The sequence below is a fragment of the Skermanella sp. TT6 genome (genome assembly GCF_016653635.2).
Taxonomy (GTDB): domain Bacteria; phylum Pseudomonadota; class Alphaproteobacteria; order Azospirillales; family Azospirillaceae; genus Skermanella; species Skermanella cutis.
The window spans coordinates 2368786-2395236 of record NZ_CP067420.1 but is presented as its reverse complement, the minus strand read 5'-3'; the positions used below and the strand labels follow the sequence as shown (position 1 = coordinate 2395236).

The following is a 26451-nucleotide window of genomic DNA, read 5'->3' as shown; positions in this document are numbered from 1 at the left end:
TCCCGATCCGATCATGAAGCGATCCGCCGGTTTCACCCTGCTCGAACTGCTCGTCGTCATGACGATAGCCGGGCTGGCGATGCTGGCGGCTCCGCGCCTGGGGGGCGCCTGGGCAGAGGGGGCCAGGGAAAGGGCCGCCGTCCGGGAACTGGGATCGGCGATGTCCCGCGCCCGCTACATGGCGACGGCGACGCGAAGCCCGGTCGAAGTGCAGTTCGACCTGAAGGCCCGGGAATGGCGGGTCCAGCCCGGCGGAAAAGGAGGCCGCCTGCCCGGTTCCGGTGTCCAAGTCCTCGGCATCGACGGCGGCGCGCCGGGCGACGCCGCGACGGCCGCGATCCGTTTCTATCCCGACGGGGGCTCCTCGGGCGGGACGGTCCTCCTGGATCTGCCCAGCGCCAGGGGCGGGCAGGCGCGGATCGCGGCGGACTGGCTGAGCGGCAGGATCCAGGTCGATGACTGAGGCGCCGTCCGTCCGCCGACAGCCCCGGCCCCCTGGGCGGCGCCCCGGATTCAGCCTGATCGAGGTGCTCGTCGCGCTTGCGATCCTGGGCATCGCCTTGGGTGCCATGCTGCCGCGACTTTCCTTCGGAAGCCTGGCGTCCGAACGCGCCGAACGCACGGAGGAAGCGGTGATGCTGGCGGAGAGGCTCCTGACCGAGGTGGGGCGGACCATTCCGATGCCGTCCGGAACGCCCCTCGACGGCACCAGCCCCGATGGGTTCTCCTGGCGCATCGAGACTTGCTGCCTGCGGGCGCTGAGCGACGCCACCGGACGTAACACCGCCGGCATCGCCGATGTCCGGGTGGAAGTGTCCTGGCTGTCCATGCGGGGCAGCAGGAACATCTCGATGGTGACCCGCCGGATGATGCCGGGAGAGACGAGATGACCCGCCGCCCCGGATTCACGCTCCTGGAGATGCTGGTGGCGATGACGCTCATCGCCTTCATCATGGTTGCCGGCCAACAGGTGATCGCCCTGGCGGCCCGCGCCGCCGCGCCCCGGGGCGACGGCGGCCATATGTTCCTGACGCATCGCCAGATCGCCGACTGGCTGGAAACGGCCCTGCCCATCCGGTCGGACCGACGCGACCGCGCGCCGCTGATCTTCGCCGGAGACCAGGCTTCGCTCCGATTCGTGACCGTCCTTCCACAACGCTTCGGCGTCGCCGGGCCGAACGTCGTCACCTTGGGCGGAGCGCCCGGCGGCCTGCTTGCGCGATGGCAGCCGCTCCGCTTCGACGGCGAGCAGCAGGGAAACGAACGGTTGATCCTGGAAGGCGTCGAGCGGGTCTCGTTCCGCTATTGGGACAGCACCGGCGGGTGGCGGAACGCCTGGCCGGCCGGCCAGCGCCTGCCCGATCTGGTCGAGTTGAGCGTAAGCGGCGGTCCCGCCCAGGAGTGGCCGCCGATCGTCGTGGCTCCGCGCAATCGCTGACGGCTAACCGTCCATGGAACGCCAGCCGTACCACGCGACGGGCTGGCGCATGTCGCCGGTTATCCTGAAGGATGCCGCGCGCGTCAGCCTGATCCCGCCGGGCAGCGCCGCCTCGGCCGTCACCGAGAACATGCGCCGCCGCGAGGGCGCCATCCCGCTGAGAAGCCCGGCAGCCTCCACGGCGCTGCCCAGCCGCTGAAGCCCCGGCGGGCTGACGACCGGATCGAACTGCGCCCGTCCGCTGTGCACCGTCAGGAACGGCGCCGCCGCGGCGGCCAGTTCCGGCGTCATGCCGAGGACCTGTTCCAGTTCGCCCACCGTGTCGAAGACGCTGTCCTTGGCACCCGCCGCCAGTCCGGCCGCGGCATATTCCGGATCCTCGGCTCCGTTGGGCCGGCGCAGATTGTCGATGTCGCGGAAGTCGGCGATGCGTTCGGAAAGCGCCACGGGATCGCCGACGGGGAGGTCGGGGTTGTCCCGTGCCAGGGCCTCGAACAGGAGCGCCAGCAGTTCGGGCTGAGCGCCGTTGAGGTCGATCTTGCCGTCCTCGTCCTGGATCGTCACATGAACCGGGATGTCGTCGATGCGCAGGTCCAGTTCCTGGACACCGGCGAGGTCGGTCACCGGCTGCCCCGAACCGAGGCGTTCCACCATCCGGAACGCCGCTTCCTCCACGGCGCCGTCGGCGGCGGCCCGGACCCGGCCCATATCCAGCGCCCACCGGCTGCGATCGATGTCGAAGCCGGTCCGAGACGCCACGATCGCGGTGAACAGCCCGACCACCATGACGATCCAGAATACCGCGATCAGGGCGAAACCGGGTCTGCGCATAGCGTTGCCTCGACGATGCCGACGGGATCCTGACGTACCGGCCGTCGTTCGGCCATGGCGAATTCGTCCCGGACCCTTCATCCGGCGGCAGGCGTGATAATCCGTCCTGATGACCCGGGGCGCTTCACTGGACCGGAAGCCCTTGCCGGGTGCCCTGGATAGGCTCCCGATGGACGACCGGCAGCAAAGCCTGCATCCGTGCCCGCAGTTCGTTGGTCATGTCGCGCGCGTCCTGGGTCGACTGGACGATCCGGGGGCGCAGCAGGATCAGCAGTTCGGTGCGCCTGACGTCGGTCGCCCGGGTTCCGAACAGGGGGCCGACGATCGGCAGCCTGGACAGGTAGGGGACGCCGTCCATGCCGGCGGTGGAGCCGTCGCGGATCAGGCCGCCCAGGCCGATCGTCTCGCCGCTCCTGACCGCCACCGTGCTGGCGATCCTGCGCTGGGCGATGGTCGGGGCATCGATCTCTGACGTGGTGGTCACCGTCGCCTCGGAGACGTTCTGCTCGATCTCCATCCTGACCATGCCGCCCTCGTTGACCCGCGGGATCACCTGGAGCGTGACGCCGGTATCGACGTACTGGACCGAATTGACGATCGGCGCGTCGGGATTGACGACGCTGACCGCCTGCTGGACGGGGATCGGCACGCTGTCGCCGACCTGCAGCAGCGCGGTCTGGTTGGTCAGCGCCAGGACCTGGGGCGACGAGATCACCCGCACGTCGGTGACCGATTCCAGCGCGCGCAGGACGACCCGCGCGTCCGGCGTGTTGAAGGCGACGGCGAAGCCCGGAAGGGCGGGCTGCGGCGTGGCGCTCGCGCTCTGGCTCAACAGTGCCTGGAAGTTGCCGCTGTTGAAGAACCACTGGAGGCCGTACTGGAGCGTATCGTTGAGGGTCACCTCGGCTATGGTCGCCTCGATCAGCACCTGGAGCGGCTGGGTGTCGAGCTGGCGGAGCGCGTTCTCGATGCGGCGGTATTGCTGGCGGGTGCCCTGGACGATCAGCGCGTTGCGGCTGTCGTCGGCGATGATCCGCAGGCCCGGTGCCGCCACGGCCGTGAAGCCGCTGCCCTGCCCGCCGGCACCGCCGTCGAACCCGCCGTCGAAGCCCGTGCCGCCCTGGCCGCCGATGCCGCCGCCGCCCAGGGGATCGCTGCCGAACCCTCCCTGGCCGCCCTGCCCCAGACCGCCTTGCCCCAGACCGCCTTGCCCCAAGCCGCCTTGCCCCAATCCTCCCTGGCCCAGCCCGCCCTGGCCGGAGAGTCCGCCCTGGCCGCGCCGGGTCAGGTTGGACTGCGCGAGCTGGCGCGACTGGAGCCCGGGCGCCACGCCGCCGATCTGCTGCCCGGTCGGTTCGGCGCCGAAGATCTGCCCCAGCGCAGTCGCGAGATCGGCGGCCCTGCCGTTCTGGACGGGATAGACGAAGAGCTCCGGGTCGGACCCGCCGCCCTCCTGGTCCAGCCGCTCGGCCCAGTTCAGCATGCGGTCGATCATGTCGGCGTTGCGGGTCACGATGACCAGGGCGCTCATGCGCTCGACCGGCACGAAGCGAACCTCCTGGTCCCCTTCCTCCGACCCGAAGATCGCCGTCAGCTCCTCGGCCATCGCCGCGGGTGCCGCGTAGCGGAGCGGCTTGAGCGCGAAGGACATGCCCTGGAGCTGGTCCAGGTCGATCGCCTGCACGGTCGCTTCCATCAGGTCGAGCTGCGGCCCCGATCCGGCGAGCACCAGCAGGTTCCGCTTGGGATCGACCGAGACCACGGCTCCCCTGGGCGTCAGCGGTGCCAGCAGCTCGGACGCCTTCGAGGCCTCGATATGACGCAGCGGCAGGACCCGGATCCCCATGCCCGGCCCGCCGGTCAGGGTCGGGCCGTTGGTCAGGGCCGACTCCGCCGGGACGACCTGATAGCCGTTGGGGAACGGGACCAGCGCGACGCCGTGCATCTGGAGCACGCGCTCGACCAGCGGCAGGACGTCGGCCCGCGGGATCGCCCCCCGGGTATCGACGCTCACGGTTCCCTCGATCCTCGGATCGACCGCATAGGTCAGCCCGAGGATGTCGCCGATCACGGCGCGCGCGAACTCCCTGATGTCGGTGTCCGGGAAGTTCAGCTCCACGCTCTCGCCGGTCGGCGTCGGGCGCGTCGCGGTCGCCGGCATCTGGATGCGCAACCCGCCCCGCTCGACATAGGTGGGTCGCCTCGGCGGTTCGTCCCGGCCGCCGGGGGCGGGTCCGAGACCTCCGGGCGGAACGAGCGACGTCGGCTGACCCGATGTTCCGCCGTCCGGGCGCATCAGTTCGGACATCCGGTCGTCCAGGTTGTTCCGCGCCGTTCCCTGGGCGCATCCGGCCAGAAGGGCCAGGACGGCACAGGCGGAAATTCCCAGTCGGAGACCGGATGGAGCGGACCTTTGCTGTGTCGTCATCGATCGTTCACCGACTAAAAGCAACCGGGGTTCAAGGGAAGACCTGATGTCGGAAACCGAAACCTCCGTGGGTCGCCGAGGCTTGCACTCGCCGATGGAACCGGCTCATCTGTCCTGTCACTCATGACCCGGGCACTAGAAAAGATCATCGGAATGGTAGTGAAGTCAGGTTCCGCCACTCCTTCTCAATAATCCTAAGCGACGATCGGGAACCAAAACTATCCATCGCTGGAGTGACTGGGTGAAAAAGAGTGGATCCAGACTGGTCTCTTGGGATTAACCTCTTGCGCAGCTTGGATTGCAAGCGACGCGTAATTCATCGGCTATCCTCCGGTTCAGCAATGTTTTTCCATTGCATTCAGCCGGGAAAATCCTGGACAGTGCCGCCCCCAGTACATATGGCGAATCCCCGGCTGGTGGAAAATGCATGTCGGCCTTCGGCATGACCAGTACATCTTTAGGCACATTCGGGGGATCGCGGTCCCGAATGCCCGCGTCGATGCGGCCCGTCCACAAGGCGAAAGGGCGTGGTGCGGGAATAAATTCGACCGCTGTCCCTCACCACACGGGTATCATCGCGCCAATGCGGTGATCCCGCATGTCCACGGAAACGGACCGGAATAAGCAGGTGGACGGCTTGGAATTACTTCTGATCGCGTCAGCCCCACTGTGCGGTGCCATCGTCGGCGTGCTGGTCGATCGCTATCCCGCCCCGCCGGGCGGGGACGACGCATGCCTGGAGGGTGCCGAGGGACAGCCGGCGACCCTGCGCAGCCTTCATCCGTCCATCGAGGCGGCCTGCACCCTGGCGGCGATCCTGGCCGCCGTTCTCCTGCCGATGCCCCTGTCGGTCTTCGCGGCCATCCTGGGCTGGGCCCTGCTCGGCCTGGCCCTGATCGACCTCCGCTACCTCGAAGTCCCGGACGCGGTTTCCCTGCCGCTCATTCCCGCCGGCTTGGCGGTCACCTGGTGGGTGGAGCCGCAGGCGGTTCCGGCACATGCCGCCGCCGCCGCGATCGGTGCCGGCGTCATCCGGCTGCTGGGCGCGGCCTACCGCAGGATCCGGGGACATGAGGGCATCGGCGGCGGGGATGTCCGGCTGTTCGCCGTGGCCGGTGCCTGGGTCGGGCTGGCGGCGCTTCCGGGCGTCCTGTTCCTGTCCGGCGTCTTCGGCCTGTTCGCCGCGGCGTTGCTCGTCCGCGGCGGCTGGGTGGAGCCGGACGGCCGCATTCCCTTCGTCCCCGCCCTGTCAGCCGCATTGTGGGTGGTTTTCCTCGTTCCCGAACTGGTGCAGCCATGATGAGCCTCGCCGACAGCCTGATCGCCACGTCTGCCACGGGGACTCCCGCGGACGCTCCCCAGGATGCGTTCGCGGCCGACCTGCTCGGCTCCGGACATCTGTCGCCGGCATCGCTGGAACGTGCCCGCCGGGCGGCGTCGGAAAGCGGGATCGGGCTGCCGACGGCGGTCGTCAACCTGGGCATCGTCCCGGAGACGATCGTCGCCGAAGCGCTGGGCCGTGCGCTCTCGCTCCCCCTGGTCGAACCCCACGAGTGGCCCGCCGAGGCGGTCGGCGAGGCCAGTCCGCGCTGGATGGAGCAGGCCCGGATCCTTCCCCTCCGGGTGGAGGAGGATCATGTCGCGGTGGCATCGGCCGACCCGACGGACTCCGGCGCGCTCCAGGCGGCGGGACTGCTGTTCGACCTGCCCGTCAGGGTCCGGGTCGCGACCCAGTCGGACATCCGGAAGGCGGTCGCGAAGCTGCGCGACGGTGCCGCGTCGGACACCCACGTCACCACGGTGGCCGGCGACGACGATCTTCAGCGCCTGAAGGACCTGGCGAGCGAGGCGCCGGTCGTCCGGTTCGTCAACCACATGATCGTCCAGGCGGTGGAGAGCCGCGCGTCCGACCTCCATCTGGAAAGTCACGAGGGCGGACCGGTGCAGTGGCTCCGCATCGACGGCGACCTCGCCCAGACCGAGGCGCCCGCGCCGGTCCTTCACCGGGCCGTCGTGTCCCGCATCAAGATCCTGGCCGGCATCGACATCGCCGAACGCCGCCTGCCCCAGGACGGCCGCATCAAGATGACCGTCGGCGGCCGCCAGGTCGACCTGCGCGTCGGCATCGTCCCGACGCTTCACGGCGAAAGCGTCGCCATCCGCGTGCTCGACCGCAGCTCCGTGGCGCTCGATTTCGGAAAGCTCGGCTTCACCGGACCGGTCCTCGACAAATGGCTGGAGGCGTCGAACCGGCCCTACGGGATCGTCCTGGTGACGGGTCCCACCGGCAGCGGCAAGACGACCACGCTCTACAGCTCGCTGCTCCGCGTCTTCGTGCCGTCCCGCAAATACTTCACCATCGAGGACCCGATCGAGTACCAGCTGCCGGGGGTCAACCAGACCGAGGTCAAGCCCGGGATCAAGCTGACCTTCGCCTCGATCCTGCGGGCCTTGCTGCGGCAGAATCCGAACGTCATCCTGGTCGGCGAGATCCGCGACCGAGAAACGGCGCAGACCGCGATCGAGGCCTCGCTCACCGGCCACCTGATCATGTCGACCCTGCACACCAACGACGCGCCCGGCGCCATCACGCGCATGCTGGAGATGGGCGTCGAGGATTACCTCCTGGCGTCCACGCTCAACGCCGTGCTGGCGCAGCGGCTCGTGCGGACCCTGTGCCCGGACTGCCGCGAGCCCCATCCCTACGCGGACGCGATCGTCCAGCGGTTCGATCTCGACCGCTTCGTCGACGGCGGGCGGGCGCAGCCGATGCACGCGCCCGGATGCCCCTCCTGCCGCGGCACGGGATGGCGCGGCAGGACCATGATCACCGAGCTGATGGTGATGACCGACCGCATGCGCGCCGCAGCCATGGCCCGCGGGGAAGCCCCCCGGCTGGCCGAGATCGCGCGGGAGGAAGGCATGGAGACGCTGTTCGAGAGCGGCCTGCGCAAGGTCGCGGAAGGCTCCACGACGGTGGAGGAGGTCTTGCGGGCGACGCTGCAGGGAGCCTCCTGATGCCCGTCTTCCAGTTCGAGGCGGTCGAGCGGGACGGCAAGGTCGCCGTCGGCACCCTCAGCGCGGCGGACAGCGAGGCGGTCGCGCGCCGGCTCCAGGAACGGGGCGCCGTGCCGCTCCGCATCGAGGCGGGCCAAGCCGCCGCCACCGGGTTCGCCATCGGCCGCAAATCCCTGCCGGCGGCCAAGCTGTCGCGATTCGCCCGCGAACTGGCGCTCCTGCTCGATGCCGGGCTGCGGCTCGACCAGGCGCTGGCGTCGGTCGCCCGGTCGCGCGACCTCAAGCCCATGGCTCCGGCCCTGGCCGTCGTGCTGGAGCAGGTCCGGTCGGGCATCCCTTTCAGCGAAGCGCTGGAGCAGCGGCCGGAGATCGCGCCGCCCTATGCCATCGGCATGATCCGCGCCGGGGAGGCTGCCGGCGCGCTCGCCACCATCCTGCGCAGCCTGGCCGATCTCGCCGACCGGCGCGCGAGGTCCGCCAAGGCCGTGCGGGCCGCCCTGACCTACCCCGCTATCCTGGCGGTCACGGCCGCCGTTTCCATCGCCACCCTGTTCACCGTCGTCCTGCCCCAGCTCGAACCCCTGTTCGAGGGGGCCGGCGACCGCCTGCCGACCATGACCGTCGTGGTGCTGGAGGCCAGCCGCCTGTTCCGCGGATACGGGTTCCATGCGCTGGGCGCGCTGGTCGCGGCGGCGATCGCCGTACGGGTCTCGCTCAACGCCCCGGAAACCCGCCGCGCGCTGCACGGGCTGCTGCTGCGGGCTCCGGTGGCCGGCAGCCTGATCCGCCGGATCGAGGGCGGCCGGTTCGCGCGTCTGTTCTCCACCCTGGTCGGTGCCGGCCTGACGGCCGCCAACGCGCTCGAACTGGCCCGCGGCGGCGCCACCAACATGGCTTTCGCCGATGCGCTGAAGGATGTCCGCGGCGCCCTGGTCGAGGGCCGCGGCATCGCCGAGCCTCTGGCAGCCACCCGGATCTTTCCGGCCGTCCTGCTCGACCTGGCCCGCGTCGGCGAGGAGAGCGGACGGCTCGGCGAAGTCCTGGGCCACGCCGCCAACATCCTGGAGGAGGAGGCCGAGAGCGAGATCCAGCGCGGCATCGCCCTGCTGGCGCCGCTGCTGACCATCGGCCTCGGCGGCGTGATCGCCTTCGTCATCGCGTCCGTCGTGATGGCGATCCTCAGCATGAACTCGATAGCCATGTAGGGGAGCCCCATGCAAGAGGGCGCCATGCAAGGGCATGGTCAGGATCCGGCCGGCTCCTGACGACGCGACCCGGCTCCACGACATGGCGATGGCGCATACCAGGCACATCCACCTGTTGAACAAGAAGGGCCAAGTTGTCCGATATATTGACCCAAGTATGTCGCCAGAACAGCTTGCCAAGCGCCTCGCCGACCTGATCAATGAAGGCTGATCGCCGTCGTCACGACGCGGCGGATGATCGCGATTGGAGAAGTTGTTCATGACCGCGACCGGCACGCTTACCGAGACCGCATCGAAGGGCTGGCGCTGGTGGACCGGCGAGCTGAGTTCCCTCGTGCCGCGCAGGCTCCGTACCCTGTTGCGGCCGAAGGACCTCCGCGTCGAGCTTGCGGCGGACGCGATCACCGTCCGCCGTTCGGCCCGGTCATCCTCGACTTTTTCACTGCCGCTCGCCGTGGATGACAGGGAAGCCCTGAAGCGGCTGCTGAAGCGCCGCCGCATCGCCGCCGTCTTCGCGGCGGGCCGGGCCGTCACCAGCCCGGTGGAACTGCCGCTCGCCGCGGAGCGTTCGGCCCTCCAGGCCCTTCGCTTCGAGGTCGACCGGCGAACCCCGTTCAAGGCGGACCAGGTCCATCTCGGGTATCGCGTCCGGCAGCGCGACGCCGCCGGCCGGCGGCTCGTCGTGGACATGATCTGCGTTCCGAAACGCCTGCTCGATCCGATCCGCGCTATCCTGGCGGACGCCGAGGCCTCCATCGGGTCCCTGTCGGTCGATCTTCCCCAGGGCACCGTCGACCTCGGCTTCGGCGCCACCCGGCCCGCGGCCGGAGGTGCTGGCCGATTCGTGGCCTTGTGCTGGGCGATCGGCCTGGGGGCCGCCCTGGCCGGCGTCCTGATTCCCCTGGTCCGGCTGGAGACGGCGGCCGAAACCCTGGAGGCGGAGGTGGCCGACCTGCGCCTCGAGGCCGCGAGGGCCGGCGACCTGGAGCGCCGGATCTCCGGGATCGCCTCCCGCGAGCAGGCGCTGGATGCCTTCCTGGCCGACAAGGTTCCGCTCGTCCTGCTGGCGGAACTGGCCCGCATCACGGGCGACGACACCTACCTGACGGGTTTCCGGTTCGACGGTAGAACCGTGCAGATCGAGGGTTCGACCAATTCGGCTGCCGGCGTGGCCGAGGTGATCGAGGGTTCGCCCCGTTTCCGCAACCCGGTCTTCCGCACGGCGGTCGTCCCCTCGGGCGATGCGGGCGAGGATTTCTCCCTCAGCTTCGAGCTGGAGCGTGCGGCACCGGAGGGCCGATGAACACCCTCACCATTTCACCCCGACTTTCCAAGCTGCTGGCGCTGACGATCCTCGTCTCGCTGGTCATGGGATCGGTCAACCTCGTCGTCATTCCCTTGCTGGACCGCTTCGAGGCGGCCCAGGCCAGGCTGGCCGACGCCGCGGCCTGGCGGGCGCGCCTGACGGCCGCGGTGCAGCGGATTCCCGTGCTGGAGCAGACCCTGCAGGAAACGCAGGACGCAGCGGGCAGCCGCAAGGGCATCCTGCGCATCGAGAACGAAGCTCTCGGGTCCGCCGAGTTCCAGAAGCTCATCCAGAAGCTCGTGGCGGAATCCGGAATCCAGCAGCGCAGCATCCAGCCGGTGCCGGCGCGGCGCGAGCACGATGCGGTCCAGCTGGGCATCCGCGTGACGGCCGCCGGCGACGAGGCATCCCTGGCAAGGCTTCTCGGCGCCGTCCAGCAGCATGATCCGTCGCTGGCCGTGCGCAGCCTCCATATCGCCGCCGACTCCAGCCGCGGGGACCCGTCCGCAGAGGCCCCCCGGATCGACATACAGGCGGATTTCGACATCCTGGCCATCGAGGACCGTAAGGAATGAGCCCTTCCTCCCCCCTTCTCATGTCGTTGTTCGCCATGGCAGCCGGCGGCATGATGCTGGTCCAGGGATTGGGCTGGCAACCGGAAGAGCCGGCGGTGGACATTCCGCCGGGATCGATCGAGGCGGAGCGGGTTCGGTCCCAGGACACGGGCGGTCAGGTCGCCGCCGACATCGACGAGCTGCTGCGGAGGCCCGCCTTCACGCCTGGCCGACGCCCCTACGTCCCGGCAGGGGTCGAGTCCGCCGCCGCGGAGGAGGAGCCGGCCCAGTCGGACGTGCCCGTGCCGCAGGTTCTCGGCGTGGCGGTCTCGTCGGCCAGGGCGGTGGCGGTCGTCTTGGACGCCGACGCCGGCCGGACCCGCCGCGTCGCGCCGGGGGACGAACTCGCCGGATGGCGCGTCGTCGCGATCGACCGCGAAAGGGTGACCTTCGGATCGGACGCGGTACAGGCCGTGGTCTACCTGAAGCGGTCGGGCGACCAGCAGCGGGTGGAGGTCACGCCGACCGTTGCCGAAGTCGCCGAACGGGTCCTGCGGGAAGCGTCGCGGAAGCCCGAACCGGGCCCTCTCTTCTGAAACGCCGCCACCGAAGGACAGCCCGTATCCTCCCGGCCTCCACCGGCTCCTGCCAGCCTCGACATGTCCCGTGACCGACCAGCGCTTCGAGGTCCGGCGTTTCCGGTTGGAACGTCCCTTGCGCCCTGCCGGGACTGCATCACCGCGAGCCGCCCCGCCCATCCGAAATCCTCCTTTACCTGGATCAAGGCAAGCCTTCGCGTCGGCGCCTAGAGTCGGCGGAAACGCGCATGCGGAAGGCTCCGCAGGTTCAAGGGAGGAAGACGGCAATGGCTTACCTGGACATTCTCGCGCATGTCCGTCCCTACGGGTCGATCGAGCCCGTGGAGGTCGCCCTGCGGCTCGGCGGGCGGTTCGATGCACGCGTCACCTGCCTCTACGCGCTGGAGGACGTCGCGCGCATGCGGGCGATCCTGACGGAAAACTCGGCGCCGCTGCAGACGCTGATAGAGCGTGACTACGCGGCGGCCGCCGAGGCGGAACGGCGGATACGCTCCCTGGCGGAGCGCGAAGGTGTCGATCTCGCCTGGAGCGCCTACGAGGGCGACGCCGCAGACCTGATCGCCATCGTCAGCCGCCTGCAAGAGCTGGTCGTCGTCGGCAAGACCGAACCCGGCGAGAGCTGGGGCGTGGTGGAGGAGATCGTGACGGTGCCTACCGGCCGCCCGATCCTGGTCGTGCCGTCCACCGGCCCCTTCTTCGACACGGGCAAGTCCGTCCTGGTCGCCTGGAACGGCAGCGCCCAGGCCGCGGACGCCGTGATGCGGGGCATGCCCTTCCTGACGGGAGCGGAGCGTGTCGTCGTGCTGTCCGGCAGCGAGGACCGCGAGAAGCTGCCGCCGGCGACCCCCCGGCCCGAGCCGGACTTGATGGCCTACCTGCAGCGCCACGGGATCGCGGCCGAGCTGCGTCGCACCGACGTCTCCGGCTCCGCCGCGGGCTCGGCGATCCTGGACGCGGCCCACGACGTTTCGGCGGACCTGATCGTGATGGGGGCGTTCGGCCGCTCACGGCTCCGCGAATGGGTCCTGGGCGGGGCGACGCGCACCGTGCTGGACTACATGCACGTTCCCGTCCTCATGGCCCATTGACCCGGGGGCCGCCGGCGCGCCTCCGTCGCGCACCGGCGGCTGGCGTCCCGTCACCCGGCATCCCGGGCCGGACGGCCGAGCCCTTGCTCCAGCTCCACGACCGCGCGCAGCGTCTTCAGTACGCTGTCCGGCGTCAGGCTGATGGAATCGATGCCGAGCCGGACCAGGAACTCGGCGATCTCCGGGTAGTCCGACGGCGCCTGCCCGCAGATCCCGCAGGGCCGCCCGTTCCGTTTCGCGCCCTCGACCGCCTGCCGCAGGAAGGCAAGGACGCCGGGATCCCGCTCGTCGAAATCGAAGGCGACCAGCGGGCTGTCCCGGTCCACGCCGAGGGTCAGCTGGGTCAGGTCGTTGGAGCCGATGGAGAAGCCGTCGAACAGCTTGGAGAACTCGTCCACCAGAAGCACGTTGTTCGGGATCTCGCACATGACATAGACCTCGAGCCCGTCGGTCCCCCGCTCCAGCCCGTGCCGCGCCATCGCCCCGATCACCCGCTCCGCCTCGTCCAGCCGACGGCAGAACGGCACCATCACCTTCACGTTGGTCAGCCCCATGTCCCGGCGCACGCGGGCAAGCGCCCGGCATTCCAGGGCGAACCCCTCCTCGTAGGCCGGATGGGCGTAGCGCGCGGCGCCCCGGAAGCCCAGCATCGGGTTCTCCTCGACCGGTTCGAACCACCGTCCGCCGACCAGCGACGCGTATTCGTTCGTCTTGAAGTCCGACAGGCGGACGATGACCGGGCGCGGATAGAAGGCCGCGGCGATCGTCCCGATCCCTTCCGACAGGCGCTCGACGAAACAGGCCCCGCCGTCCGCGTGGTGCCGGATCAGCCGGGCGATCCGGCCGCGCTCCCCGTCGTCCTCGACGCGCTCCGGGTGGATCAGCGCCATGGGGTGCGCCTTGATGGCCTCGGCGATGATGAACTCCATCCGGGCCAACCCGACGCCGTCCACCGGCAGCCGCGCGGTCTGGAAGGCCTGGTCGGGATTGCCCAGGTTCACCATGATGCGCGTCCGCGGCCGGGACAGCCGGCTCAGGTCGAGGCGCTCGACCCGGAAGGGGACGACGCCGTCATAAACCATGCCGGTATCTCCCTCGGCACAGGATACCGTCACGGTCTGCCCGTCGGCCAGCGCCTCGGTCGCGTGCTCGGCCCCCACGACCGCGGGAATCCCCAGTTCCCGAGCGACGATGGCGGCGTGGCAGGTGCGGCCGCCCCGGTTGGTCACGATGGCGGCGGCCGTCTTCATCACCGGTTCCCAATCCGGCGTCGTGGTGTCGGCGACCAACACCTCGCCGGGGCGGAACGACGCCAGGTGATGGGCGTCCGTCACGACCCGCACCGGGCCGCCGGCGATCCGCCCTCCGACCGCGCGGCCGGACGCCAGCGGCCTTCCCTTCCCCTCCGGAACGAAACTTTCCAGCTCCAGGGCGCTGCTCCGGGAAGCGACCGTCTCCGGCCGCGCCTGGACGATGTAGAGGCCGCCGTCCAGCCCGTCCTTGGCCCACTCGATGTCCATGGGCTGGCAATAATGGTCCTCGATGCGGATGGCGATCCCGGCGAGCCGCAGCACTTCCGCATCGGAAAGGCAGAACCGCTCCCGGTCGGCGCGGGGCGTCTGAACGACGCGCGTCGGTTCCCGCGAGCGGCCCGGCCGATAGACCATCCGCACCTGCTTCTCGCCGAGCCGGCGCCTCAGGACCGCCCGGTAGCCGTCCCGGAAAGTGGGCTTGTGGACGTAGAACTCGTCGGGATCGACCGCCCCCTGGACGACCGTCTCGCCCAGCCCATAGGCGCCGGTGATGAAGACGGCGTCGCGGAACCCCGATTCCGTGTCGAGCGTGAACATCACCCCGGCCGACGCCAAGTCGGACCGCACCATCTTCTGCACCCCGACCGAGAGGGCCACCTTGAAATGGTCGAAGCCCTGGTCGACCCGGTAGGAGATCGCGCGGTCGGTGAACAGCGAGGCGTGGCACCGCCGCACCGCGTCCAGCAGCATCGCCTCCCCGGCGACGTTCAGGTAGGTTTCGTGCTGGCCGGCGAAGCTGGCGGTGGGCAGGTCCTCCGCGGTGGCGGAACTGCGGACCGCGACCGTCAGCCCCTCGCCGTACTCGGACAGCAGCCTGCGCCAGGCGGCCTTCACCTCCGCCTCGATGCGAGGGGTCAGCCCCGCGGCGTAGACGATCTCCCGGGCCCGAGCCCCCGCCCTGGCCAAGCCGGCGACATCCGATTTGTCCAGCCCGTCGAGCAGACCGTGCAACTCGTCCCAAGCCCTCGCCTCGGTCAGCGCGTCGCGGAAGGCGTCCGCGGTCAGGGCGAAGCCGTCGGGCACGTCGACGCCGAGCGGCTTCAGGTTCCGGTACATCTCGCCGAGCGAAGCGTTCTTGCCACCTACCGACGGGACGTCATCGCGTCCCAGTTCGGAAAACCAGCGGATATAGGTCTCGTCCGGCATCGCCGCCTCCCCTACTATCATATCCTTTTATGCCGTCGGGGAGGATAGGCGGGTCAGCCGCGGGCGCCTTAACCTCGATCAAGGCCGTCGTCGACCGGATCTGATGACGTTGCCCGCCGCGGCACGGAGAACGCCGGACGGAGAGACGAGGAGAGACCCATGATCGACGAGTTCACGCGTCGCAGCCGGATCGCCTATTTCTCGATGGAAATAGCGCTCCGCCCCGAAATCCACACCTATGCCGGCGGCCTCGGCATCCTCGCCGGCGACACGGTGCGATCCTGCGCCGACCTGGAGCTTCCGGTCGTGTTCGTCACCCTGGTCAGCCGGATGGGCTACCTGCGGCAGGAGATCGACGCCGGGGGCCGGCAGGTCGAGCATCCGGACCCGTGGGAACCGGATCGCTGGGCGCGGAGACTGGGCGCCAAGGTCGCCGTCGTCATCGAGGGGCGCGACGTCTGGATCCAGCCCTGGCTGTACCGTCACCGGGGAAGCCTCGGCTACGAGATCCCCGTCCTTCTCCTCGACACCGTCCTGGACGAGAACGCGCCGGAGGACCGGGACATCTGCGCCAGCCTCTACGGCGGCGACGACGCCTATCGCCTGAGCCAGGAGATCGTCCTGGGCATCGGCGGCTACCGCCTGCTGCGGTCGCTCGGCTTCGACATCGAAACCTACCATATGAACGAGGGGCATTCGGCCTTGCTGGCGATGGAGCTGCTGCACGGGCACCGCCGGCCCAACGGCGGCCCGGCGGACCATGCCGGCTTCGACCCGGAGATGGCGAGGCAGCAGTGCGTCTTCACCACCCACACGCCGGTGGAGGCCGGCCACGACCGGTTCCCTTACGATCTCGTGATGCGCAAGCTGGACGGCACCCTCGACATTCCGGCGCTCAAGGCGCTGTCGGGTCCCGACTGCCTCAACATGACGCGCCTGGCGCTGAACCTAAGCGGCTACGTCAACGGCGTCGCCAAGCGGCACGCGGAGATCTCGCGTCGGCTTTTCCCCGGCTACCGCGTCCACGCCATCACCAACGGCGTCCATGTCGAGACCTGGACCTGCGACAGCTTCGCGCGGCTTTACCAGGACCACTTCCCCCAGTGGCGCCACGAGCCCGAAGCGCTGATGCTGGCGGACGGCCTGGACGACGGAGAGGTCTGGAAAGCCCACCGGCAGGCCAAGCTGGCCTTTCTGGACCGCATCGCGGCGGAGACAGGAACCCGCCTGGCACCGGATGTCCTGACGCTGGGCTTTGGCCGCCGGATGACCGGGTACAAGCGCCTCGACCTCCTGTTCAGCGACCTCGACAGGCTTCGGACGCTGGCCCGCGGGCAGCCATTCCAGGTCGTCGTCTCGGGCAAGGCGCACCCCCGCGACGAGGGCGGCAAGCGCATCATCGAGGCGATTCACCGCTGCCGGGACGCCCTGGGCGGCGACGTGCCCGTGGTCTTCCTGCCCAACTACGACATGGACCTGGCCCGCTCCCTGGTGTCCGGCCCGGACGTGTGGCTGAACACGCCGCTGCCGCCGCTGGAGGCGTCCGGGACCAGCGGCATGAAGGCGGCGCTCAACGGCGTGCTGAACCTGGGAGTGCTGGACGGCTGGTGGATAGAGGCGTGCATCGACGGAACGACCGGCTGGGCCATCGGCGACGCCGATCTCGGCACCGCCGGAGACGACGCCGAGGATCTCTACCGGAAACTGGAAGCCGATGTCCTGCCGCTCTTCTACGGGGACCGGCCGCGCTGGATCTGGATGATGAAGCAGTCGATTAGCAAGATCGCCAGCCAGTTCAACAGCCAGCGCATGATGCGGAGATACGCGTCGGAAGCGTATCTCCGCTGAGGCCGTCTGGCCCGCCGGGGCGGCGTCAGCCGCCCGCCTGCGGCCATTCCAGTTCCCGGACGGACCGGCCGAGATAGCTCCTGGCGATGGCGTCGGCTGTGGTGGCGAGAAGGGTTTCCCGTTCGCCGTGCCGTTCGCGGCAGCCGACCCGGTACATCGTTCTCGCCAGTTCCCTGATCCACTCGCGGGTCTGTTCGCCGTCTCCGAACATGGTCCGGAAAAGGCGGACCGAAGCCATCGCGTCCGCGACCAGCAGGTGTTCGTCACGCTCCCGTCGCAGTTCCTCTTCCGTCAGGGTCATCGCGTCCTCCCTGGATGAGTGCATGTCCGTGCGATCGAAATCCGGGCCGGGGCCGGCCTACGCCCCGACCACCTGGACGATGTGCTTCCGACCCTCTCCGTCGACGGCTTCGAAGACCATGGCCCCATGGGGGGATTCGTCGACATAGATCTCCTGGGGATGCCGGATCAGATGATCCAGCCCGTCCAGGGCGATCTCCAGTAGCTGGTCCTTCGAATCATAGGTGACCCCGACGATCCGGAGTCCCTCCGCCGCGAGCTGGGCACCGATATCCGGCCCGATCACCTGGACCGTCGCCTTCCGGCCATGCAGCGCACCGCCGTTGGCGTCGAAGTACCGGCGCCAGTCCGCCTGCTCGATCTTCTTCGTGGTCATCGTCCCGACCTCCCTCCTTCCCGCACCTCCCGGCGCCAGATCCCGGGCCGGAAACCATAGGCGAACAACGATTTCCGTGCGTTGATGCAGGTTAAGTCCCGGGAGACGAAGGCACTCGATCGGCAAGGGTGGAACGCCACCGCAATCAACCGGTAGGGTACTTGACGGGCGATGTCATGGGAAAGTGGCGGGTAGGGTGGGACTCTCCGCCACTTCGCCCCGCAGAACCGCCGGAATCCCTGGAAATCCGCGGCCCGCCGGGCGGCCGCCCCGCTGGACTGGTACACACGGCCGGTACACACCGGGGCTCCGGCCCGGCGGTCACGCTGGGCCTTCGGGCGGAGCCACGGCGTCGACGACGGCGTGCCCTACCCGGTGCCTGGGACTAGGTCTTGCGGCGGCGGGCCCAGCTGGCGATCGGCGATTACCGCGAGATCAGGGTGAACGCCGAAGACCTGCTGGCGCGGCACCGGCTGGCGGAGGCCGCCGACCAGGACGACATGGACGCCGTCTGCGAAACCCTGATGCGCGCCGAGATCGAGGCCGCGGCCCGCGCTGCGCCGTCCCGAGCAGGCGCCCGACCACGCCGACGAGAGCCCCGTCGCCTACGTCGAGCGGATCATCCGGGAGAAAGACCTGAAACCCAAGACCGCCGAGAAGTGCAGGGTCGCGGCGCGCCGCGCCGATGCCCGACTTCCCGGGGACCAGCAGGTACCCGTCCCGGAACACGCGAGGCCAAGCATGCGGCAGGCGCGCGAGGACAACCTGCGGCGACCCGAGCCTGAGCGGCTGCCGGTCCTCAAGCGCGAAACGATCAACGACGGCTACATCACCTTCCTGCGCCAGCTGTGGGGCTTCGCCGTCGGCAACCGGGGAGCCGAGGTGAACATCTTCAAGGATGTCAGGGTGGTTTCCAAATGGCATCGGCAGGGAGATCCTGGACGATCGCTCCCTGGAGCAGAACGACCAGGTCGTTCGCCGGCAGGGAGTTGAAGACAGGGTGGCTGGAGATCCGATCCCTGTCCGAGTTCTTCATGTCACGGCACCTCGTCCAGTAAAATCGCGGCAGGTTGATAGTCAACAGAATTGATATTTATCAATCCATATCTCAACATTCGCCAAAATCCAACAGCTTGTCGAAATTACTGCCAAGTTTGACCTGAATCAAGCTTGCCGGCCCCTCGTGATCCTATAACGCCTCGGGAGAAAGGCACGACCGCCGGAGCGTCGTCGGGACTTTGGCCGAGGCCGCCTGCGGCCACGACCTGATCGTGACATCAGGCGGCATGTCGGTCGGCGAGGAGGACCACGTCAAGGCCGCCGTGGGCGAACTGGGCTCGCTGGGGTTCTGGCGCCTCGCCGTCAAGCCGGGCAAGCCGGTGGCGGTCGGGCATGTCGGCGCGGTCCCGTTCGGGGGCCTGCCGGGCAACCCGGTCGCGGTGATGGTGACCTTCGCCCTGGTGGCCCGGCCGCTGATCCGCCGGATCGCCGGAGCGGTCGCCGCCGAACCGCGGCGCTGGCAGGTCGCGGCCGATTTCGCCCACGACAAGCCGGCCGGCGCGACTATCTGCGCGGCCGGCTGCTGGACGGCGGCCGGGTGGCGAAGTTCCGCCACGACGGCTCCCATGTCATCTCCTCCATGGTGGAGGCCGACGGGCTGATCGAGCTGCGGGACGGGACCACCCGGATCGAGCCGGGCGACAGCGTGGACTTCCTGCCCTTCGCCGAGCTGCTATAGTCGGCGGCGCCAGCCCGAAGGAGCACGCGACCGCCATGCCCGCCCAACTCGCCGACCTGTCGCCCCGCGACTCCGCGCTGCTGCGCAACCTCCCGCTGTTCCAGCAACTCGCCGAGCCGGTGCTGGCGTCCCTGCTGGCGACCGCGACGGTGCGAACGGTGGAGCGGGGAACCGACCTCTTCGTCCAGGGCGATCCGGCCGACCGGTTCTACATCGTGCTGGAAGGCTGGGTGAAGCTGTACCGGATCAACCGCGACGGGGCGGAGGCCGTGGTCACCATGGTGAACGCGGGCGAGAGCTTCGCCGAGGCGGCCATGTTCGCCCAGGGAAACTTCCCCGTCTGCGCCCAGGCCGTCACCGACGTGCGCGCGCTGTCGATCACGTCCCAGGCCTTCGCCCGCTGCGTCCAGGCCGACGTGCGGACCGCCTTCGCGATGCTCGGGTCGCTGTCGATGCGGCTTCGCACGCTGGTCCAGCAGATCGAGCAGCTCCAGGTCCAGTCCGCCCCGCAGCGGGTCGGCGGCTTCCTGCTGAAGCTGTGCCCGGCGGGCGCCGGCAACGCCTCCTTCATGCTGCCGCTCGAAAAATCGCTGGTCGCCCGCCGGCTCGGCATCCAGCCGGAAACCTTTTCCCGCGCGCTCGCCAAGCTGCGGCCGATCGGCGTCGAGGTGCAGGGCGCCGTGGTGTCGGTATCCGACATCGACGCCCTGCGGGAGTTCTGCCAGGAAGAGCCGGCGGAGGCGTGACGGCGCCCGGCCCTCGCCCTCAGCGCTCCCCGGCCAATCGGCGCCGGCCCTCCTCCGTGATCCGGTCGGGGGTCCAGGGCGGCTCGAAGGTCAGCTCGATCCGCGCCGGTCGGCCGGTTGCCGCGATGTCGGCAAGCGCCGCCTCCGCCCGCTCCACGATCAGGCCGCCCATGGGGCAGCTCGGATGGGTCAGGCTGAGCAGGACCCGCAGGCCGTCCTCCGTGTCCTCGACCCCGTAGACGAGGCCCATCTCGACGACGCTGAGATCGGTTTCGGGATCGAACACCCGGTTCAATGCCCGCCATGCGGCGGCGACCGGGGTTTCGGATGAAGTCGGGATGTCGGTGGTCATGGGCCGGCCTTTCCGGAACTGGTCCTGGCGATCGGGGCGGCGGCCCGGGCGGGCGGCAGGTCGCCGATGCGCAGGTAGAGATCGATCGCGTAGATGATGAAGGCACCCGCCCCGGCGGCCCCGGCAAGCGCCCCCGCCCGGATCGCCCCTTCCAGGTTGAGGACGATTCCCGCCCCGACGCCCGCGAGAGCCGCGCCGTGGAGAGCCGCCTGGACATACAGGATCGGACCGGCGCCGAGTTCCGACACCTTGGGGATGCGCCGGCCGGCGCGGGCGGCATGGATCGCGGCCAGGAACGGCAGGATGCGCTGGAGCATGCCGAGCACGAGGCTCAGCAGCCATCCGCCCACCAGCGTCAGCGCGAAGAGCGCCGGCCCCCAGGCGGGCAGCAGGTCGAGCGCCAGCAGCAGCCCCAGGACCAGGCTGGCGGGAAGCAGGACCCAGGACAGCCGGATCAGCAGGAACGATGACCCGAGATCGCGCCGCGTCCTCCGGCGCATCAGGCCGGCCATGCCGTGGACATGCAGGCACGCGGCACCCAAGCCGACGACGGCGGCGGCGGCGAAGGACCCGGCGCCGGCCAGCAGGAGCCCCGCGACGGCGAGCCCGAGCACGAGATTGACCCGGCTTTCGGGCGGCGGCCCGACCAGGGCGAACATGGGCACCAGCACCTGGACGAAACCGGCGGCCAGCAGTCCCAGGAAGCCGTAGCAGGCGACCGCCAGATGGATCGCCGCGACGGTCCGGTGATCGTCCAGGTAGCCGTGGGCGAAGTCGCCGAGCAGGGTAAGGCCCAGCGCCGCCAGCGCCGCGACGCAGGCCAGCGCCGCCCAGAGATGGCGCACGACCGGCCGGATCTGCGGCCTGGAGCAATCGGCGCGCCGCAGCGCCATGCCGACCACGACGGCGAACACCGCCAGCGCCAGGGCGACGGCGCTTCCGCCGATCCCCAGCAGCGGGAGATCGCCTGTCGCCATGCCCCAGGCCAGCGCCGCGACCCCCGGCAGCAGCAGCCAGCTCGCCAGCCGGCACGGCCAGACGGCGGGCAGGTCGGCCTGGATCGCCACCGGCAGCAACTGGAACCCGGCGCCCATCGCGGCGGCGGTCAGCACGCCGAGCGTCATCAGGTGAAGGCCCGCGACCTCCAGGCCCAGCCCGCCGCTGGCTCCGGCGAGCACCGGCGCCGCGGCGGCGAGCGCGGTCCACCCGACGAGGTGGAACAGAAGCGCCGCCGCCAGGAAGCGGAACGGGATCGAGGCCGGGAGCAGCCGCGAGCCCGGAGCCATACCCCCGACAGCGATCACCACTCCTCCCGCGCCAGCGTGACCCGGACCTCGCCCTCCAGGTGCTCGACCGACAGGCAGGACCAGCCGCGCTCGGCCAGCATGGGGAAGAGGAAGACCGGTTCGCGGTCATGGTGCAGGACGAGGCACTCGGCGGTGCCCGCGTCGATCAGGTCGAGCACCCGCGTCATGGGCTCCGGCGGCTGGAGACCGCGCACGTCCAGATGGGTGCCGTCCGCCGCCTGCCACGGCTCCGGCCCCCGGCGCGGCTCCGGCACCGGCGGCTGCGCCGCGTCGTCGAGCCCGGCCGGTTCCTCGCGGCGCCAGCAGATGCGCCAGTGCCCCGCGCCCAGTTGCCGGCCGAGCGAGGTGAAGCCCTTGCCGGCCAGCACCCGGCGCAGCGGGGCCGGGTCGAAAGGCGCGTCCACCACCATGAAGCCACCGGGCGGGACCCGCGCCGCGGTGGACATGACGTGGGCGAAGGGGTCCTGGCCGGACGCCAGCAGCGGCCGCACGTCCAAGTGGGGAGCGGACTGGCTCAAGGCCTGCTCGAACCAGTCCCCGACCGGCGCGCCGGCCGCGGGGCCGGCGTGACCGGAAGCGTCGGGACGGCCGATCCCGGCTGCGGACAGCCGGCCCTGAAGCACGGCGCACAGGATGTCGAACGGCACCTCCGCGATGCGGGCCGCCTCGCCCAGCCGGATCTGGCCGGCCATGGCGTTCTTGTGCTCCGGCTCCAGCAGGACGGCGAAGACGGGGTTGAGCCCGGCCAGCCGGCCTATCGCCTCGCCGTCCCCGGCGATCACGTCGGCCAGCAGCATGTCGGTGGTAAGGGGGAAGGACGTCACGCTCATCGTCAACTCCGGGTGATCTCGCCGCCATCCTGCCGCATCGGCGGCGGCGGCCCTTGACAGCGGTCAAGCGCCCGGTCTTTTCGTCGGCCGCGGGCGCCCGTCGATGTCAAAGGTAGGCCAGCGGGTCGGGGCCGATCACCACGGGATGGAGCAGCAGCAGCGCCGCCCAGAGGACGACGGCCAGGAGCGGCCGTGCCCCGCCGATCTCGCCCCAGGCGATTCTTTCGCGCCCCAACAGGATGCCGGTGAAGGGCTAGATGCCGTCCCGGGGTGCTGCCCGGGAGATGTCGAGGTGCTGGCGGCCAATGGCCTGGGGACAAACTTGACTGCGCCGGTCGGAGATCCCTTGACCGTGGTCAAGCGGCGCGCATTTGCCGGGCCGTGCCGTCCCCCTATGGGCGATTCAGTACTTGCGCCGCCTGCCCGCAGTCCATCGCATCAACGCGGAGCGTGAAGCCGGCGCCCACGACGATATCGCGGAGTGCTGTCCCGGAGTGATCTGCCGGCACGATCGGCGGCACTCCCGCTACACGGAACCTTGCCGTCACGGGAAGTCCGGTCACGTCGGCTCCGCGGGTGACCGCTTCGGCCTCGACATCCGACGGGATCACCGAAAGCCGTCCGAATGCCCCAAATCGCCTTTCGGGCGCGGTTCAGTTCACTTCGATGCCCTCACGCCGCACTTGCGAATCCATGGTTCATTGCCTGCTGCCAGACATAGGTATAGACGTTGCCAGCGCCTCCCGCAGGCTTTTCAGCATGCCGTTGCAATCGACGATCAGGCCGAAATCCCTGCCGGGATAGACCCGATTGGCCCGCGCGATGGCCTGCATCAGATTATGCGCCTTCATCGGCTTGTCGATATACAGCGTGAACAGGGATTCCCCGTCGAAGACGGTCAGCCACATGGCGCAGACGATGGCGACGCGGAACGGGTGTTTGGGATTCTTGAATGCGGTCTCGACAGCGACCCGCTGGCCGTCCATGGTGGCGAAGCCCTGTTTCATCAGGGCGCGGTGCGGGATGATGTCGAAGCCCCATTTCGCGAAGTCGGAGACCTCGTTCTGCGCTTCGCTGATGACGATCTCGACGATCGTCTCGTCATGGCCGGACTCGATCCATGGCTATCCGGCAGGAACGCCGAAAGCTGTCAGTCGTCCAACGCAAGCAAATTCTTGAGTCCTGCAATCAATTCGGCGGGAAGATGATCGCCCACCTGTTCGATGAGCCTCGCCATGTCGGCTTTCAACGGCCCTAATCGCGGCCGAATTCCGTCCAGTACCGAGAAATCGTCGGTGCCGGCCGCATACAAGGTAATTACTATTGCGGCCCTGGCCTGATTCTCGCGTAGGGCCAACTCGCCGGGGTGGCCCCGGGCGAGCTCTTCCAGCCGGTCGTAGAGCCCGCGCGCCGCCCACGGGTCCGTCGCCCCGAGGTCATAGATCAGGTTGACCGCCGCCTTGGCCTGTTCCTCGCGGAGGGCCGGCTCGCCGGGGTGGTCCCGGGCGAGCTCTTCCAGCCGGCCGTAGAGCCCGCGCGCCGCCGCCGGGTCCGTCGCCCCGAGGCCCCTGATCAGGTTGACCGCCGCCTGAGCTTGTTCCTCGCGCAGGGCCGGCTCGCCGGGGTGGTTCCGGCGGAGCTCTTCCAGCTGGTCGTAGAGTCCGCGCGCCGCCGCCGGTTCCATCGCCCCGAGGTCAAGGATCAGGTTGAACGCCGCCTTGGCCTGTGCCTCGCGCAGGGCCGGCTCGCCGGGGTGGCCCCGGGCGAGCTCTTCCAGCCGGTCGTAGAGCCCGCGCGCCGCCGCCGGGTCCGTCGCCCCAAGGCCGTTGATCAGGTTGACCGCCGCCTGGGCCTGTGCCTCGCGCAGGGCCGGCTCGCCGGGGTGGTCCCGGGCGAGCTCTTCCAGCCGGCCGTAGAGCCCGCGCGCCGCCGCCGGGTCCGTCGCCCCGAGGCCATGGATCAGGTTGACCGCCGCCTGAGCTTGTGGCTCGCGCAGGGCCGGCTCGCCGGGTTGTTTTTCCGCCAGCGAAGCCAGATCCCGGTACACTCTCGTGGCTGTTTCAGACTTGGTCGGCCCCAGCCGGGCAGTCGCATTGACGGCCAGCATGGCCCAGGCCACCGCTCCATCTCCCGGCACTGCGGGGGGATGCAGGAAAGCCGGAAGGCCGGCCTCGTTCCCGAAATCGACCACCATCCGGTCGAGGGTCGGCCAAGTCGTCCAGGGAGCGAGATGCCAGGCGCAGTCCAGCCATGGCCGGACCCTCGTTTCCCGGGTAGCGAGATGCCCGGTGTCGAAATGGTCAAGGATGAACTGTTCGCCGAGAATGTCGGGCACGAGGCCTGGCAGGACATTCTCGACTGCCGGGATACCGGCCATGGCCCGATAGCGGTTCGCCGCTTGCGGGTCCTCCGGACTCGGCAGCCGGTCCAGCAGGGGTTTCAGCGCGGGATGGCCATACCATTCCAGGTGAAAGCCACCGGTCAGGGTCGCCAGCATCAGCAGGTTGCGGTCCTCCTCGGTGGCGCCGGCCTTTCTCCAGACGCTTCTCTCGTGCTGCAGCACATGGCCGAGCAGCGCCGCCTTGTCCCAGGCCCGCGGGTCTTCGCCCCTGGCAAGCGCATCCCCCAGGAAGGCGGCGAAGAGCGCACGGGAGTCAGGGTCGATCCCCTTCAGAAGGCCCACGGCGTCGCGCGCGAGATGGGCCTTTCCGCCCGCCATGGCGGCGATCACCTCGGCGAGAGCCTCGTCGTCCAGGTCGGGCAGCGGCAGCGGTTCCTCGTGGCGGTATTCCCGGGTCAGCACGCCGTCGGTCTCACCGGCACCGCCTTCCAGACGGTCGAGCCATGTCCGGTCGGCCGAGCGTTCCAGCAGCAGAAGGCGCACGGGATGGCGGAGGTCCCGCCGCCCGCCCAGGGTGCGGCCCAGGGTCCGGATGACCTCGCCCAGCCGCTCGGCACGAGTCTGGGCATAGTCGACCACGATCAGCGTCGGCCGGTCGGGCTGCCAGGAACTCCAGGAAGCTTTGTCCGCCCAGGCCAGGAAGCCCGCATGCCAGCCTTTGCCATCCCCCGCCTTTTCCAGGCAGAGTTCCAGCCCGATGCGGCTCTTGCCGGCACCGCCAGGCGCCGTCACAAGCCACCAGAGGAACGGGGCCGGCTGGTCCAGGAAAGAACGAAGCCGCGCCATCTCCCCCTCGCGGCCGACGAAGGGCGTGCGGCGTGCGAAATACACGAACCGGTTTTCGTCACGGGCCGAACCCAGACGGGGAATGCTCAGGTCGGGTTTCCAGGGCGGGTCGGACGGAGAAGCGTTGACTGTGACGGATAATTTTGAGTTGTCACCCACCGTCGCCTGCACGATCTGCCCGGAGTTATCCTGCCCCCTCAGGCTGTTCCCGGCACCGCCGAGCAACTTTCCGAACCACCCGATCATCGGGTCAGTCGCCCTTGGCGCCCGGCAGGAGGCTGAAGATCGCAAGCACCAGCCCGAGAATGCTGCATAAGGAGCCGATGACGGTCAGCAGGCTGTCTTTCGACCGCGCCGGTGCCGGCTCATGGGCCGGTCCGGGGGGAGCGGTACCCGATACGCTGACATGGCCGTTGCCGCTGCTCTGCACCACCGTCCCACTGATGTCGCGGGCACGCAACGTGTTCCCGCCGCCCCGCCCCTTTCCAAGCAGCAGCAATCCGACGATGAAAAGAAGCCCTCCGGCAATCAGAGTCGTATCCATCCCGCCGTCCAGTCAAAACCCAAAGATGCCGAACCTCTATCACCATTCAAAAAATGAGATTTTTTCTACAAATTGCAAGCGCCAGGTTTCGAACCAGAACATCAGTGATGTCCAAACCGAAAAACCGTGGTTCTTCCCCGATCATTCGAAACTCGGAAAATCATGATCCTTGCACCGATCCGGGCGCACCGTATCGGGTTCATGGTCCACCATCAGGTCAGAACATTTCTTATCCGGATTGAAGCGGCTTATCATTGCCGGCAGATCGGGATGGCAGTTGGGCGACGCCAAGGGGCG

The 26451-nt window shown here is 69.4% G+C and carries 27 protein-coding genes; 15 read left to right on the top strand and 12 right to left on the bottom strand.

Annotated elements, in window-relative coordinates; all coding sequences use genetic code 11:
- Window positions 1-13: 13 nt before the first annotated feature.
- Genes IGS68_RS11255 through IGS68_RS11245 form a run of 3 tightly spaced genes read left to right on the top strand, consistent with a single transcriptional unit; the run spans window position 14 to window position 1438 of the window.
- A complete protein-coding gene (locus IGS68_RS11255) occupies window positions 14-463 on the top strand; it encodes a GspH/FimT family pseudopilin (protein WP_201081257.1) in 450 nt (149 codons plus the stop codon).
- A complete protein-coding gene (locus tag IGS68_RS11250; protein WP_201079960.1) occupies window positions 456-890 on the top strand; it encodes a type II secretion system protein in 435 nt (144 codons plus the stop codon). The genes IGS68_RS11255 and IGS68_RS11250 overlap by 8 nt, the downstream gene beginning before the upstream one ends.
- Complete coding sequence (locus IGS68_RS11245; protein WP_201081255.1) at window positions 887-1438, top strand: type II secretion system protein GspJ; 552 nt, start codon at window positions 887-889, stop codon at window positions 1436-1438. Before IGS68_RS11250 ends, IGS68_RS11245 begins: the two co-directional genes overlap by 4 nt.
- Before the next feature lie 3 nt (window positions 1439-1441).
- Here the strand turns inward: IGS68_RS11245 and IGS68_RS11240 are convergent, their stop codons facing one another.
- Entirely contained in the window at window positions 1442-2269 is an 828-nt protein-coding gene (locus IGS68_RS11240; RefSeq protein ID WP_201079958.1) for a type II secretion system minor pseudopilin, read from the bottom strand.
- A gap of 124 nt (window positions 2270-2393) precedes the next feature.
- Window positions 2394-4697, bottom strand: coding sequence for a type II secretion system secretin GspD (gene gspD / locus IGS68_RS11235; protein ID WP_201079956.1), 2304 nt, complete (start codon window positions 4695-4697; stop codon window positions 2394-2396).
- A gap of 598 nt (window positions 4698-5295) precedes the next feature.
- Between gspD and IGS68_RS11230 the strand changes: the two genes are divergently transcribed.
- The 7 genes from IGS68_RS11230 (at window position 5296) to IGS68_RS11200 (ending at window position 12467) form a co-directional block, all read left to right on the top strand.
- Window positions 5296-5997 carry a prepilin peptidase gene (locus tag IGS68_RS11230; RefSeq protein WP_201079954.1) on the top strand — a complete coding sequence of 234 codons (702 nt, stop codon included), beginning with the start codon at window positions 5296-5298 and terminating at the stop codon, window positions 5995-5997.
- Window positions 5994-7715, top strand: coding sequence for a GspE/PulE family protein (locus tag IGS68_RS11225; RefSeq protein WP_201079952.1), 1722 nt, complete (start codon window positions 5994-5996; stop codon window positions 7713-7715). Before IGS68_RS11230 ends, IGS68_RS11225 begins: the two co-directional genes overlap by 4 nt.
- On the top strand, window positions 7715-8920 hold the full coding sequence (locus IGS68_RS11220) for a type II secretion system F family protein (RefSeq protein WP_201079950.1): 1206 nt from the start codon (window positions 7715-7717) through the stop codon (window positions 8918-8920). The genes IGS68_RS11225 and IGS68_RS11220 overlap by 1 nt, the downstream gene beginning before the upstream one ends.
- 259 nt (window positions 8921-9179) lie before the next feature.
- A complete protein-coding gene (locus IGS68_RS11215) occupies window positions 9180-10223 on the top strand; it encodes a PilN domain-containing protein (RefSeq protein ID WP_201079947.1) in 1044 nt (347 codons plus the stop codon).
- On the top strand, window positions 10220-10801 hold the full coding sequence (gene gspM / locus IGS68_RS11210) for a type II secretion system protein GspM (RefSeq protein WP_201079945.1): 582 nt from the start codon (window positions 10220-10222) through the stop codon (window positions 10799-10801). The genes IGS68_RS11215 and gspM overlap by 4 nt, the downstream gene beginning before the upstream one ends.
- Window positions 10798-11376: a hypothetical protein gene (locus IGS68_RS11205; RefSeq protein WP_201079943.1), complete on the top strand. Its 579-nt coding sequence runs from the start codon at window positions 10798-10800 to the stop codon at window positions 11374-11376. Before gspM ends, IGS68_RS11205 begins: the two co-directional genes overlap by 4 nt.
- Window positions 11377-11645: 269 nt before the next feature.
- Window positions 11646-12467: a universal stress protein gene (locus IGS68_RS11200; RefSeq protein WP_201079942.1), complete on the top strand. Its 822-nt coding sequence runs from the start codon at window positions 11646-11648 to the stop codon at window positions 12465-12467.
- Window positions 12468-12517: 50 nt separating this feature from the next.
- Here the strand turns inward: IGS68_RS11200 and ppsA are convergent, their stop codons facing one another.
- Complete coding sequence (gene ppsA / locus IGS68_RS11195; RefSeq protein WP_201079940.1) at window positions 12518-14926, bottom strand: phosphoenolpyruvate synthase; 2409 nt, start codon at window positions 14924-14926, stop codon at window positions 12518-12520.
- A 159-nt stretch (window positions 14927-15085) separates the two neighbouring features.
- Between ppsA and glgP the strand changes: the two genes are divergently transcribed.
- Window positions 15086-16774, top strand: a complete 1689-nt coding sequence (gene glgP, locus IGS68_RS11190; protein ID WP_201079938.1) for an alpha-glucan family phosphorylase — start codon at window positions 15086-15088, stop codon at window positions 16772-16774.
- A gap of 25 nt (window positions 16775-16799) precedes the next feature.
- Here glgP and IGS68_RS11185 read toward each other — a convergent pair whose 3' ends face one another.
- Window positions 16800-17075, bottom strand: a complete 276-nt coding sequence (locus IGS68_RS11185) for a hypothetical protein (RefSeq protein WP_201079935.1) — start codon at window positions 17073-17075, stop codon at window positions 16800-16802.
- Window positions 17076-17132: 57 nt separating this feature from the next.
- On the bottom strand, window positions 17133-17450 hold the full coding sequence (locus IGS68_RS11180; protein WP_201079933.1) for a DUF5335 family protein: 318 nt from the start codon (window positions 17448-17450) through the stop codon (window positions 17133-17135).
- A 741-nt stretch (window positions 17451-18191) separates the two neighbouring features.
- Between IGS68_RS11180 and IGS68_RS11175 the strand changes: the two genes are divergently transcribed.
- From IGS68_RS11175 to IGS68_RS11165, 4 genes are all read left to right on the top strand, one after another.
- A complete protein-coding gene (locus IGS68_RS11175; RefSeq protein WP_201079931.1) occupies window positions 18192-18443 on the top strand; it encodes a hypothetical protein in 252 nt (83 codons plus the stop codon).
- Between the two features lie 245 nt (window positions 18444-18688).
- Window positions 18689-19111: a molybdopterin-binding protein gene (locus IGS68_RS11170; protein ID WP_247881280.1), complete on the top strand. Its 423-nt coding sequence runs from the start codon at window positions 18689-18691 to the stop codon at window positions 19109-19111.
- On the top strand, window positions 19048-19188 hold the full coding sequence (locus IGS68_RS35515; RefSeq protein ID WP_247881279.1) for a hypothetical protein: 141 nt from the start codon (window positions 19048-19050) through the stop codon (window positions 19186-19188). Before IGS68_RS11170 ends, IGS68_RS35515 begins: the two co-directional genes overlap by 64 nt.
- A gap of 35 nt (window positions 19189-19223) precedes the next feature.
- On the top strand, window positions 19224-19934 hold the full coding sequence (locus IGS68_RS11165; protein WP_201079929.1) for a Crp/Fnr family transcriptional regulator: 711 nt from the start codon (window positions 19224-19226) through the stop codon (window positions 19932-19934).
- A gap of 19 nt (window positions 19935-19953) precedes the next feature.
- On the opposite strand, the gene IGS68_RS11160 is transcribed toward IGS68_RS11165, so the two are convergent.
- From IGS68_RS11160 to IGS68_RS11135, 7 genes are all read right to left on the bottom strand, one after another.
- Window positions 19954-20286: a metal-sulfur cluster assembly factor gene (locus IGS68_RS11160; RefSeq protein ID WP_201079927.1), complete on the bottom strand. Its 333-nt coding sequence runs from the start codon at window positions 20284-20286 to the stop codon at window positions 19954-19956.
- Window positions 20283-21590, bottom strand: coding sequence for a hypothetical protein (locus IGS68_RS11155; RefSeq protein WP_201079925.1), 1308 nt, complete (start codon window positions 21588-21590; stop codon window positions 20283-20285). The genes IGS68_RS11160 and IGS68_RS11155 overlap by 4 nt, the downstream gene beginning before the upstream one ends.
- Window positions 21587-22423, bottom strand: coding sequence for a DUF2249 domain-containing protein (locus IGS68_RS11150; RefSeq protein ID WP_201079923.1), 837 nt, complete (start codon window positions 22421-22423; stop codon window positions 21587-21589). The genes IGS68_RS11155 and IGS68_RS11150 overlap by 4 nt, the downstream gene beginning before the upstream one ends.
- Window positions 22424-22529: 106 nt before the next feature.
- On the bottom strand, window positions 22530-22658 hold the full coding sequence (locus tag IGS68_RS35955; protein WP_256445764.1) for a hypothetical protein: 129 nt from the start codon (window positions 22656-22658) through the stop codon (window positions 22530-22532).
- A gap of 463 nt (window positions 22659-23121) precedes the next feature.
- Window positions 23122-23430 carry a type I restriction endonuclease subunit R gene (locus IGS68_RS11145; protein WP_201079921.1) on the bottom strand — a complete coding sequence of 103 codons (309 nt, stop codon included), beginning with the start codon at window positions 23428-23430 and terminating at the stop codon, window positions 23122-23124.
- A gap of 143 nt (window positions 23431-23573) precedes the next feature.
- A complete protein-coding gene (locus IGS68_RS11140) occupies window positions 23574-25655 on the bottom strand; it encodes a hypothetical protein (protein ID WP_201079919.1) in 2082 nt (693 codons plus the stop codon).
- Between the two features lie 205 nt (window positions 25656-25860).
- Window positions 25861-26154, bottom strand: coding sequence for a hypothetical protein (locus IGS68_RS11135; protein ID WP_201079917.1), 294 nt, complete (start codon window positions 26152-26154; stop codon window positions 25861-25863).
- Window positions 26155-26451: the final 297 nt, after the last annotated feature.